The sequence below is a fragment of the Streptomyces sp. a15 genome, from assembly GCF_059026085.1.
The window spans coordinates 1-11,245 of the sequence record NZ_JBWLKM010000149.1 but is presented as its reverse complement, the minus strand read 5'-3'; the positions used below and the strand labels follow the sequence as shown (position 1 = coordinate 11,245).

Sequence of the window (11,245 nt, the reverse complement as noted above, 5' to 3'; positions counted from 1 at the left end):
GCAGTCGTGCCGCTGGGGCGGCTCCCGACCCAAAGAGGCGCGGCACCCCGCAAGCGCCGGGCCGCGCGACCCACCCCTCTCCAGCCCCCACGCCGGGCCACTGTTCAGCGACGTCAGCGACGCCGACGCAACGCCCTGCCCACGACGATCGCCGAAGCCAGCACGAACGCCGCCGCCGGCGCAGCCCATCGCAGCGCCGAGTTCGCCCCGCCGGTGTGCGGCGCGGGAACAGGCGCGTACCGGCCCCGCGGCGGCGCGTGGTCGACCTCCTCCGCACTGCGCCCGATCATCGTCCGCCGCGCATGCGCCGCCTCGGCGGGCGGCACGACGGGCTCCGTGAGGTCCTCGGAGGCGTCGGACAGGGACGGCGGAGGGACCTCGGTCTCGAAGACGGAGGGGGGTTCAGGGGCGGCTTCCGGCTCGGGCGCTTCCGGCTCGGGTGCCGCCACGGCCTCCAGCGCCTGCGGCTCCTCCGGCGCCTGCGGCTCCTCCGGCGCCTGCGGCTCCTCCGGCGCAACGCCCAGATTCTCGGCGAACCGACTCAGCAGCCGCCCCACCGCCGACGCCACCGCGTCCGACGGAAGTTCCGTGACGCGGCCGTCCGCCGACGCCGTACCGTCAAAAGTCACCGTGGAGCCGGAGCCATTGCCCTCGTCCGCCTCCCGGAGACGAATCGTGAGCGCGAGCTTGACCGCCCCGGTGCCGCGCGCCTCGACGGCATCGCCCGCGACGGCGTACGAACCGTCGTCCTGCCCGGAGACCCGCACGGAGCCGCGGTAGGTGACGGAGTGGCTGCCGACGCGCACTTTCAGCCGCCCCGCCACGGGTTCGGCACCGGCGTCCTGCTGGAGCCCGGGGACCGCCCGGGCGACCCGCGCGGGGTCGGCCAGCGCCTCCCTGAGCCGATCGACCGGAACCGGAACGAACACCTCATGCTCCATGTCAGCCGAGACTACCCAGTGAGCGCCGTAGTGCACCCCCGTTGGCCGAAAGTGCCCGCGCGTCGGTGCCGGCCCTCTTATCGGCCCCCTTACGGGCCATACCGCCCCCTCAGTACCGCGGATGCACCAGCGTCGAAGCCGGCAACCCCTCCACCCTGCCCCTCGCGGCCGCCCGCGCGTCCGCCGCGAGGGTCACCTGGGTCATCGTCCGCGGCCGCGGCCCGGCAGGGTCGAGCCGCAGTGCCGGCCGCTCGCCCGGTGCCGCGAGCACGAACCCCCAGTCGTGCGGGGCCCTGGACGCCCCGGCCGAGCGGTCGGGACCCGCGGCGAAGCCGGAGTCGCGGCCGCCGACTCGGTAGGGGGCGGTGCGCAGGCCGGCCGCGCGCATGGTCGCGTCCACCGTCCAGAACACGCGGGGACGGGAGGCGACCGGACCGGCGTGGACCGCCAGGCGGCCACCGTCCGCCAGCGTCTGCCGCGCGAGGCCGTAGAACTCCTGCGAGTACAGCTTCGTGCTCGCCGTGATGCCCGGGTCGGGCAGATCCGCGATCACCACGTCGTACGTCGCCGACGGCGCCCCGCGCAGCCAGTGGAAGGCGTCCGCGGTTCTCACGTGGACGCGCGGGTCGCCGTAGACGTGGCCGTTGAGCCTGGCGAGGGCCGGGTCGCGGCGGGCGAGCCGGACGACCGCCTCGTCGAGTTCGACGATGTCGACCCGGTGGACGCCCTCGTACCGTAGGACCTCGCGGGCGGCGAGTCCGTCGCCGCCGCCGAGGATGAGCACGCGCGCGTGCGGGCCGTTCATCGCGGGGTGGACCAGCGCCTCGTGGTAGCGGTACTCGTCGCGGCCGCTGACGCGGAGCCGGCCGTCGAGGAAGAGGTCGAGGGGGCGGCCGTCGGTGCCGCCGGTGAGGACGATCTCCTGGACGTCGCTCTGCAGCGCGACCCGTACGTCCTGGCCGTACACCGCGTGCCGCGCGGCCCGCTCGAAGTCGTCGACGAGTACGGCGGCCGTGGCGAGGACGGCGAACACGGCCACGTTGGTGAGCAGCAGGAGCCAGCGGGCGCGGCGGGTCAGGTCGCGGCCGAACAGGCCGAGGACGAGCGCCCCGCCGGCGATGAGGTTGACCGTGCCGGTGAGCAGGGCGCCGGTCAACTGGCCCAGGAGCGGGAGCAACAGGAACGGGAAGGCCAGGCCGCCGACCAGTGCGCCCACGTAGTCCGCCGCGAACAGGTCGGCCACCGCGCCGCCCGCGTCCTGGCGCCGGATGCGCTGGATCAGCTCCATCAGCAGCGGGACCTCGGCGCCGATCAGCAGGCCGATGGCCAGGGAGAAGGCGACCAGCAGGCAGCGGGGGCCGCTCGCCCACAGGCCGCCCCAGTCGCCGGTCCAGGCGAAGACGGCGTACAGGGCCATCGCGCTGCACCCGCCGACCAGGGCGAGTGCCGCCTCCACCGCGCCGAAGGCGGCCGCCGCCCGCCATCGCAGCCGTTTGGCGGCGAGGGAGCCGATGCCCATCGCGAAGACCATGACGGACAGGACGACGGACGCCTGGGTGACCGAGTCTCCGATCAGATAGGTGGCGAGGGCGACGAGTTGGAGCTCGTACACCAATCCGCAGGACGCGCAGACGAAGACGCAGGCGAGGACCAGGAACCGGCCCGTGCCGGGGCGGACGGGCAGCCGCGCGGGGCCCGCCCAGGGCGGCGTGGTGCCGGGCGGGGCGGGCGCGTGCGGTTCGATCACGCTGCGACGTTACGTCACTGCAACGGCACGCTTCGTCACCCACACGTGTGGAACTGTCGGTCGGTTGAGCCAACCTGGTTTGGATCCGGGCGGCCCCGATCTGGATCGGGACCACCCGGATTTCAGGATCCTCAGACGCCTGACGGGCTGATTCAGGAACCCCAGACGTCTGACGGGCTGATTCGGGGTCCTCAGACGCCTGACGGGCTGAGTCGGGCCTGGCGCGGGCCGAGTTGGGCCGGCGCCACCCGCACCCCCACCCGCGTCCGTGTGGCCACCAGGTGTCCGTCCTGCGGGTAGGCATGCCAGGTCCGCCAGTGCACCTGTCCCTCGTGGCGCTGGGCCAGCAGGGCCGTGAAGGCGTGCGGGCTACCGGGAAAGACGCCCGCGAGGCCGTGCGGATGGTCGGCGACCAGGGCCAGCAACTCCTGGGCGCGGCCCGCGAAGGAGCCGGGCGAGAGGACCTCGACCCGGGCCGCGAACTCGTACTCCCAGTCGCCCACCCGCTTGGCCACGCCCAGCGGCAGCGGTGTGCTGCTGCCCGGGATGCACGCGACCGTCTCCGAACAACTGCCCCGCTCCTCCTCCAGGAGCACCTGGTGGGATGCGCCGAGGAGTCTCAACTGAAGCTGTGCGCCCGTCAGTTCGAGGTCGAGCGTGGCCAGGGCGGGGAGCGGTTCGCGCCCCAGGGCCCAGGCGAGGTCGGCCGCGCGCGTGTCGGTGTAAGAGGTCTTCAGGGTCGTGAGCATGGGTCGGCTCCGCTATCACGCAAAGAAAGGGAGGTGTGGGTCCGGCGCACCCCGGTCGGCACCCGGGAATTCGGCCCGGTCGGCCCGGCCGGAGTGTCGGGTCGGGTGTCCGCGGGATGTCCTGCCGACAGCACCCGGGGGCCGCGTTGGTGATTTAGAGGGAATCATGAACTGTGGCGCCGTCACAGGGTTTTTACCCAACTTCGTGGGGTTTCCATCCCTCAGAGGGCTCCACAGCTCAACTGTTCAACCCCGGCGTACGCCGGGGCGGCTGGGGCGTGCGCCGGAGCTCTGTTATGCACACCGGGCGCGGCACACGGGACGGGGGCGCGGAGACCGACCCGATCGGTCTCCGCGCCCCCGTCTCCCCCGCTTCCCCCGTCCCCCGTGTCCCCCCGGTGCGGATGCGGTTCTCCTCGGAGGAGCTCAGCTGCCCCGTGTCAGCTGCCTCCTCCGCCGCATCCGCCCCCGCCGCCACCGCAGGACGAGGATCCGCCCCCGCAGGACGACGAGCTGCCACCGCCGCAGGAGTGGCCGCCGGACGAGCCGCCGTCGCGCGACGAACCGCCGTCGGACGACCCCGAGCCGCTGTCGCCGATGCCGCCCATGCCGCTCGCGACCCACCAACTGCTGTCGCCGGCGCTGCTGTTGTGGCTGCCGCCCGACGACCGCCGGCCGTGGCCACCACCGCGGCCCGCCGGTCGTACGGTGTTGCGCCGGCGGCCGGCGCCGATGGCGATGAGCGTCCCGACAAGGACGAAGCAGACGATCGCCAGGATGATGCCGATGACCATGGCGTCACCCTCCTTCCGATTCCCCCGAAGCGGCCCCCCGTGGGCGCCTCGCTTGGTGCGTGCCGTGGAGATGCCCCTCCGTCTCCCCGCCCAAAGCAGAGTTGAGGAACTCCAGAGCTTGGGCGCAGGATGACCGGCATGACCTCCAGCGCACGCCCCCTCCTCAACCGCCGGCTCGCCGAGTTCGGGACGACGATCTTCGCCGAGATGTCCGCCCTGGCCCTGCAGACCGGGTCGATCAACCTGGGGCAGGGTTTCCCCGACACGGACGGGCCCGAGGAGGTCAGGGAGGCGGCCGTGCGGGCGCTGCGCGACGGCCGCGGCAACCAGTACCCGCCGGGCCCGGGCGTCCCCGAGCTGCGGACGGCGATCGCCGCGCACCAGGAACGCCGGTACGGCCTGTCGTACGAGCCGGACACGGAGGTGCTGGTCACCGCGGGCGCGACCGAGGCCATCGCCGCCGCGCTGCTGGGCTTGGTGGAGCCGGGGGACGAGGTGGTCGCCCTCGAGCCGTACTACGACTCGTACGCGGCCTGCATCGCGATGGCGGGCGGCACGCGCGTGCCGGTCACCCTGCGCCCGTTCGAGGGAAGTTTCCGCCTCGACCTCGACGAGCTGCGCGCCGCCGTCACGGACCGCACCCGGCTGCTGCTGATCAACACCCCGCACAACCCGACCGGTACCGTCCTCACGCGTGCGGAGCTCACCGCGATCGCCGAGCTGGCCGTCGAGCGCGACCTGCTCGTGGTGACGGACGAGGTGTACGAGCACCTGGTCTTCGACGAGGCCGAACATGTGCCGCTGGCGACCCTCCCGGGGATGCGCGAGCGGACGGTGTCGATCGGCTCGGCCGGCAAGACGTTCTCGTTCACCGGCTGGAAGGTGGGGTGGGTGACAGCGGACCCGGGGCTGGTGGCGGCCGTCCGCTCGGCGAAGCAGTACCTGACGTACGTCGCCTCGGGGCCCTTCCAGTACGCCGTCGCCGAGGCCCTGCGCCTGCCCGACTCGTACTTCGCGGACTTCCGCGCGGACATGCTGGCCAAACGGGACCTGCTCGCGGGCGGCCTGGAGCGGGCGGGCTTCAAGGTCTTCCGCCCGGCCGGCACGTACTTCATCACCACCGACATCCGGCCCCTTGGTGAGAGCGACGGTTTCACCTTCTGCCGTGCGCTGCCGGAGCGCTGCGGGGTGGTCGCGATCCCCAACGCGGTCTTCTACGACCACCGTGAGCAGGGCGCACCCTTTGTCCGCTTCGCGTTCTGCAAGCGGACAGGCGTGCTGGAGGAGGCGGCCTCCCGACTCAAGAAGCTGGCCGCCTAACAGCCACAGACGTACCAGCAAATGTACCGGCCACCCGGCCTGGTTGCCGTGGCCGCGCGCAACCGGTCGTCCTCGAACTCCTCCTCGGCCTCGGGACGGACTCACGGCACAGAACGGCACGCCCCTGGCCGGCGGGGAGTCCCTCGTCAGCGGGCGTCCGCCTCGGGCTCCGGGCGCGGGAGTTCGTCGAGGTCGAGGGTGAAGGTGCGGCCGTCGGCCAGGGGGATTGGGGGCTTGCCCGTGCCGTACTTGTGGGTGTGTGCGGCGATGTAACCGGTGGCGGTCGGCTGAGTGTGGAGGACGACTTCCTGGGCGTAGGGGTCCACGACCAGGTAGATCGGGATTCCGTAGCGGCCGTACTTCGCGGTGCAGTCGTCGTAGTCCTTGCGTGCGGAAGAGGTCGAGACGACCTCGGAGATCAGCAGGACGTCCTCGAAGCTGTAGCGCTTGCCTTCCTTGCGTGCGTCTTCGCGCAGGATCGCGAGGTCGGGGGCGGAGTTCTCGTCGGCGGGGAAGTCGATGCAGACGTCGGAGGTGACCTTCGCGTGACGGCCGAGGGCGAGAGCGGAGTCGATCTGCATCGACCTGATGGTGCTGGAGTGCTCTTCGCTCCGCGGGGTCATGATCGCCTTTCCGTCGGCCCCGAACAGGACCGTGTACCCCTTGGGAAACTCGGTGTGCACGATCGCGTCGACGCTCATGGACGGCTCCTTCCCGTGTGTGGTCTGGATACGACGGACAGTGCCGCGTCACCGAGCCCGTCGGTGGTCGATGCCGACGAGATCACCGACCTGTACGCGGAGGCCGGGATCGGCCGGCTGGACATCACCCGCCTCAACGAGGCGCAGCTGCGCGAGGTGACCAAGCACAACGTCGTCCGGAACGAAAGCTTCACCGATCGCCTAAACGACTTGATGAAGCGGTACATGCTTCAGCAGCTCACCAGCGCCCAGGTCATCGCCGAACGCGCCGCCCTGGCGAGGGAGGTGTCGGCGGAGGCCCGCCGTGGCGAGCGGTTCGACCCGCCCCTCAGCCATGCCGAGCCGGCCTTCTACGACGCGGTCGCCCACCGCGACATGGCCGAGGCGATGGAGGGCGGCGACGACACACTCGCCAAGATCGCCCGTGCCCTGGTCAAGGACATCCAGAAGAACCTCTCCGTCGACTGGCTCTCCCGTGAGCCCGTCCGTGCCAAGCTGCGCACCCGCATCCGCCGCGTGCTGGCGATGTTCGACTATCCGCCGGAGGAGGAGCGCGAGGCAGTCGACCTCGTCCTCAAGCAGATGGAGATCGTGGCCGCGCTGTGGGCGCCGGCGGCGAAGTAGCGGACGGTGGTACAGCGGGCAGGCTAGAGTGACACCACGGGTACGTACCCGTACCCTTCCGGTGGGCAAAGAGGAGCTCGCAACATGCCCGATGCCAACGTCCGTATCCCCGCCGATGCCCGCGACCGGCTTGCCGAGATAGCTGCTGAGGAGGGGCTGTCCCTGCGTTCCTACCTGGCCCGACTCGCCGAGACCCTGCTCACCCCGGCGGAGCGGGCCGAGCGGGCGGAGAAGGCACGGGCAGTGCTGCGGGAGTGGAACGGCTACGACCCCAACGAGCACGAGCAGGCCGAACTGGACGCCGAACTGGACCGCCGTATGACCGAAGCGGGTGCCGCGTGACCCGTGACGTTCATGTGTTCCTCGACGAGAGCGCGATGGTGGCCGCTGGGCGGGGTAACGCCCTGGCTTCCCGGCTGATCCATCGCGCTCACGCCGAGCCGGGCTGGTTCCTGTACGCCACCGTGTGTGCCCTGGTCGAGGCCGACCGGGCCCGACCAGGCACCGCGGAGCACATTGCTGCCCTGCCCGGCATCGCGATCGTCGACCTTGACCTGCCAGCCGCCCTGTCGGTGGCCCGCGCGACTACGTGGGCCGACGCCCACACTCTCTACGCAGCCCAGCCCAGCCCCGACCGGCCGGATGGTGCGGTGATCGCGACCACCAGGCCGCACACGTGGAAGGAGCAGCCGGTGCGCATCCTGGACGTCAGCCCCTGAAGTCAGGCGGCAAGACGCACCGTTGCGTGGCACAGCACACCGACCTGCTCAGGTGTCATGTCGTAGTCGTACGCGATGTCCTCGACGGTCTCCCCGGCCTCCCACAGGTCGGTGATGGCCTGGACCGTGACGCGATTGGCGGCCACCACGGGGAGACCGTGGCCGTACCTCGGATCGATCACGACGGGGACGGAATCCGGGTACTGCCTCAGCCTCAGGCTGGAGGGGAAGTCGTCGCCCGGCTCCCAGGTCAGGTAGCGGAGATGGTCGGAGACCACTTCGTGGATGGGGACCTGGCCGTCGCGGGCCCGCCGGAGATCTCCCCAGCCGTGCTCGATGAAGATGTCCACGCCGTCCGTGGCGATCCGCTTGGACACGAGGCCGTAGGGGGTGTCGAAGGCATCCCGTACGGCGGCGGCTGCCTCCCTGATCTCGCTCATGCGGAGTCCCAGGGAGCGCAGAGAGCGAAGGACGTGCGCCTCGGCCACCGCGATGAACGGTACCGAAGGCTGTCCCTTCCTCACCGGCTCCACCTGGTGGACCAGCGGTGCTCCGGCGGCCTTGCCCTTCAGCCACGAGGTGAGAGTCGACTGTGGGATCTGAAGGTAGGCGGCCGTTTCCCTGGGCGTCAGAAGCCCGTCCTGGAACCTGTCGACCATGCCCCACCTCCTCTTGGCGCTGAGTTTCGCATCGCCGCACATCAAGACTTCCACCTGCGGGTGGACCACATACCCAGCCACCGGCTCAGCCGGCCGCACGGAGACGGTTCCCGGCTCGGCAGTCCCGGCAACGGCCGGGTTCCGCCGCGCGGAACCCCCGGTCGCAACCGTCACAGTTCCTCATGGGCACGACCGCCGGACGTACCGCGGGTTCCGTGCTTCTGGCCGGTGCGGGCAGGGGTGTCTCCTTGAGCCGGTAGGCGAGGATGCCGCCCGGGCGAGCCAAGAGGGGTTCGGGAAGCCTTGCGGTGAGGTGGTCCGTGATCTGTGTGGGCAGGAGGCCTGCCGCGAGCCACCGGGTGACGGCCGGGGCGAGGCGGGCGGCTTCCTGCGCGGACAGGACAAGGCGGGGGTCGACCCTGCGCAGGGCGGTCAGTACGGCGACGGCCTGTGGGTCGGCGTCGGCGAGCGGGACCAGTGTCTCCGCCTCGTCCTGTACGGGGGCGGTCACCGTCTCCTCCACGGCCGCGAACTCGGGCGTGAGCGCCGCGGCGGCGGGCTGCTTTCGGGGCCGACGAGACTTGGGCGGCTCGGGAGGCCCGTCCGGATCCGGATCGCCGCCGGGGACGTCGTAGAAGTACGTCCGGGTGCGGATCTGCCCGGTGGACAGTCGCTCGCGGCGGCGCTCCAGGTATCCGGCCGCTTCGAGTTCCCTGAGCGCCCGCGAGATGAGGATCTCGCCCTCGGTGAAGTGCTCGCAGAGGGCGGCGATGGTCACGGGGGTGCCGGTGGGCAGGGAGAGGATGTACACCGCGACGCCGATCGTGACCGCGCTGCCGCGTCGCTGGGCGAGGGCGTTGGAGATCACGGTGAAGTCGGCCGTGAGGCGGGTGCGTACGTGGATCACGCCGGAGGTCGGAGCTCCGGCCTCGGCGCGCAGGCGCGCGTTAGACTGCGGGTCAGCCATCGGGAAGGGGTTCACTTCCTGATCGGTCAGGCCCTCGTTCGGGATTGCCGTCCCGGCCGGGGGCCGTATCTGTTTGCGGTTGTCGCGGCGAACGTAACCGCCCGTATCCCGCCCCTGCAAGCCGGTCACTCGGACGGGTGACGCGGGCTTCGCGGGCGGGGAGGGTGGGTGGGCGGGTAGTTCTTTCTCCCGGTTCTTTCAGGAGGTCAGTGGCTCGCCGGACCCTCGCGGACAAGGGCCCGGCGAGCCCGGAACGCGGACGGTGGCCGGGGCCCGGCCGCCTCAGGGACGGTGGCTCCGGGCCTTCAACTCGCCTATGAAGGCGGCCCAGGAGGCGGCTTCGAAGCACAGCGCCGGACCGTGCGTGACCTTGCTGTCACGGACGGGGACGACGGCCCGGAACCCGTCGGCCACCTCCACGCAGTTGCCGCCCTCCTGATTGCTGTAGCTGCTCTTGCGCCACGCGGCGCCTGTCAGATCGGGACGGAACCTTCGCTCCACGGTGGTTGTCCTCCATCACGGATCGGATCATGTCGAGCGACATGAGCGGGGGCAGAGCTGCCGCCCGCAGCCGATCGTAGGTCAGCGCGAAACTCCTGACCTCGTCCGGATCCTCCATGAGTTGGCCGTGGTGCGCGCCCTCCGTGTAGGCGATCTCCGAGTCGTCCGACACGGTGAGCACCGTGAGCGAGCCGCCCATGAAATCGTGCTCGCCCTGGTCGAACGGAAGCACCTGCACGGTGATGTGAGGTTCCGCTGCGGTCCCGAGCAGCCGCGCCAACTGCTCACGCATCACCGCCTGCCCGCCGACCGGACGCCTGAGCACCGCCTCGTCGAGGACCACCCACAGCTCGGGCCCGTCGGGCGTACCGAGGCGCTCCTGTCGTCCCATGCGAAGGTCGACCCGCTCTTCCAACTGCTCTTTGCTGCGGAGCGTTCGACCGACTTTCAGCACCGCCCGTGCGTAGCCCTCGGTCTGCAACAAGCCTGGCACTACATGGGCCGCGTACTCACGGATGGCCACCGCCCGCTCCGAGTACTCCATGAACTTCCGCGACCAGTCAGGAAACGCCTCCCGATACACGTACGGCCACAACTCGACCAGCAGATCGTCCGCGCCGAGGACCACATCCAGCGCACGCGCCAGCTCCAGCGTCGGCTTCGCCCCGGACGCCCGCTCGATCTGCGTGATCCGCGTGCTCACCACGTGCGTCTTGTCGCCAAGCTCGGCCTGCGTCAGTCCGGCCGCCGTACGGAGCCTGCGTACCCGCGCGCCGAACAGCGCCGCCATCGACGCACTGGGGTCAATTCCGTTGGCCAAAGCGTCACTTCCGTTCCTTACGGGTTGAAAAGTAAGGCTGTGTCACCTGTCGAGCGTAGGGCGATCGGTCGACTCTTGAGCACGGAACGTGACGACTCGTGTACGTCGCGGGATGCCTCAGCTCGACAGACAAGGACGGACAAGCCGTGCTGACAGGAACGACCACTCCGGGGGACGAGCCACGGCGGAGCGCCGGGCCCCTTGCTGCGGAAACCGCCGCGCTCGTCGACGAAGCACGCGAACTCCCCTCGTTCGCGGAGCAGTTCGTCTCCTCGCCGCGAGGTGCGCAACTCGCCCGTCACCGCGCCGTCCGGCGCATGGAGGTGTGGGGCTACCCGCCGGCGTCGGACGTGTCGTGCGCGGTCGCCCTCGTCGTCGGCGAACTCGCCGCGAACGCCGTACAGCACGGCCGAGTTCCCGGACGCGACTTCGGTCTCCGGCTCGCTCTCGACGCGGCTGCCGGCCTGGTTCGCATCGAGGTCGCGGACGCCGCCTCCGGGAAGCGGCCGCCCGCGGTTCCGCCCTCATCCTCCCCGGAGGGTGAGTCCGGTCGAGGGCTGCTCCTGGTGGACGTCCTGGCCGTGCGCTGGGGGTCGGCGCCTCGCCGGCCCATAGGCAAGACGGTATGGGCGGAGTGCGCCATGGAAGCGCCTTGATGTATTCCCGGCTGAGTCGGGAGGAATTCGGAGAGCATTCCTGGGCT

General features: G+C 71.0%; 14 protein-coding genes. 5 read left to right on the top strand and 9 right to left on the bottom strand.

Going from position 1 to position 11,245, the window contains the following annotated elements; translation table 11 throughout:
- Positions 1 to 113 precede the first annotated feature (113 nt).
- The 4 genes from AC5P09_RS49895 to AC5P09_RS49880 form a co-directional block, all read right to left on the bottom strand.
- Positions 114 to 941 (bottom strand): SRPBCC domain-containing protein, encoded by an 828-nt coding sequence (locus AC5P09_RS49895; RefSeq protein ID WP_493880303.1) that lies wholly within the window; start codon positions 939 to 941, stop codon positions 114 to 116.
- Between the two features lie 109 nt (positions 942 to 1,050).
- Positions 1,051 to 2,688, bottom strand: a complete 1,638-nt coding sequence (locus AC5P09_RS49890) for a polyamine aminopropyltransferase (protein ID WP_493880302.1) — start codon at positions 2,686 to 2,688, stop codon at positions 1,051 to 1,053.
- Positions 2,689 to 2,879: 191 nt separating this feature from the next.
- Positions 2,880 to 3,437 carry a DUF2617 family protein gene (locus tag AC5P09_RS49885; protein ID WP_493880301.1) on the bottom strand — a complete coding sequence of 186 codons (558 nt, stop codon included), beginning with the start codon at positions 3,435 to 3,437 and terminating at the stop codon, positions 2,880 to 2,882.
- A 440-nt stretch (positions 3,438 to 3,877) separates the two neighbouring features.
- Entirely contained in the window at positions 3,878 to 4,231 is a 354-nt protein-coding gene (locus AC5P09_RS49880; RefSeq protein ID WP_493880300.1) for a hypothetical protein, read from the bottom strand.
- Positions 4,232 to 4,360: 129 nt separating this feature from the next.
- Between AC5P09_RS49880 and AC5P09_RS49875 the strand changes: the two genes are divergently transcribed.
- Complete coding sequence (locus AC5P09_RS49875; RefSeq protein WP_493880299.1) at positions 4,361 to 5,551, top strand: pyridoxal phosphate-dependent aminotransferase; 1,191 nt, start codon at positions 4,361 to 4,363, stop codon at positions 5,549 to 5,551.
- Between the two features lie 146 nt (positions 5,552 to 5,697).
- Here AC5P09_RS49875 and AC5P09_RS49870 read toward each other — a convergent pair whose 3' ends face one another.
- Positions 5,698 to 6,252 (bottom strand): Uma2 family endonuclease, encoded by a 555-nt coding sequence (locus AC5P09_RS49870; RefSeq protein WP_493880298.1) that lies wholly within the window; start codon positions 6,250 to 6,252, stop codon positions 5,698 to 5,700.
- Between the two features lie 63 nt (positions 6,253 to 6,315).
- Between AC5P09_RS49870 and AC5P09_RS49865 the strand changes: the two genes are divergently transcribed.
- From AC5P09_RS49865 to AC5P09_RS49855, 3 genes are all read left to right on the top strand, one after another.
- Complete coding sequence (locus AC5P09_RS49865; RefSeq protein WP_493880297.1) at positions 6,316 to 6,876, top strand: type I restriction enzyme endonuclease domain-containing protein; 561 nt, start codon at positions 6,316 to 6,318, stop codon at positions 6,874 to 6,876.
- A gap of 84 nt (positions 6,877 to 6,960) precedes the next feature.
- A complete protein-coding gene (locus tag AC5P09_RS49860; protein ID WP_493880296.1) occupies positions 6,961 to 7,218 on the top strand; it encodes an Arc family DNA-binding protein in 258 nt (85 codons plus the stop codon).
- A 35-nt stretch (positions 7,219 to 7,253) separates the two neighbouring features.
- Entirely contained in the window at positions 7,254 to 7,595 is a 342-nt protein-coding gene (locus tag AC5P09_RS49855) for a PIN domain-containing protein (RefSeq protein WP_493880305.1), read from the top strand.
- Between the two features lie 2 nt (positions 7,596 to 7,597).
- Here the strand turns inward: AC5P09_RS49855 and AC5P09_RS49850 are convergent, their stop codons facing one another.
- From AC5P09_RS49850 to AC5P09_RS49835, 4 genes are all read right to left on the bottom strand, one after another.
- A complete protein-coding gene (locus AC5P09_RS49850) occupies positions 7,598 to 8,254 on the bottom strand; it encodes a DUF433 domain-containing protein (RefSeq protein WP_493880295.1) in 657 nt (218 codons plus the stop codon).
- Positions 8,255 to 8,339: 85 nt separating this feature from the next.
- Positions 8,340 to 9,221, bottom strand: a complete 882-nt coding sequence (locus tag AC5P09_RS49845; protein ID WP_493880294.1) for a hypothetical protein — start codon at positions 9,219 to 9,221, stop codon at positions 8,340 to 8,342.
- A 282-nt stretch (positions 9,222 to 9,503) separates the two neighbouring features.
- Positions 9,504 to 9,635, bottom strand: a complete 132-nt coding sequence (locus AC5P09_RS49840; protein WP_493880304.1) for a DUF397 domain-containing protein — start codon at positions 9,633 to 9,635, stop codon at positions 9,504 to 9,506.
- Positions 9,598 to 10,512: a helix-turn-helix domain-containing protein gene (locus tag AC5P09_RS49835; protein ID WP_493880293.1), complete on the bottom strand. Its 915-nt coding sequence runs from the start codon at positions 10,510 to 10,512 to the stop codon at positions 9,598 to 9,600. The genes AC5P09_RS49840 and AC5P09_RS49835 overlap by 38 nt, the downstream gene beginning before the upstream one ends.
- A 176-nt stretch (positions 10,513 to 10,688) precedes the next feature.
- Between AC5P09_RS49835 and AC5P09_RS49830 the strand changes: the two genes are divergently transcribed.
- A complete protein-coding gene (locus tag AC5P09_RS49830) occupies positions 10,689 to 11,198 on the top strand; it encodes an ATP-binding protein (protein WP_493880292.1) in 510 nt (169 codons plus the stop codon).
- Positions 11,199 to 11,245 lie beyond the last annotated feature (47 nt).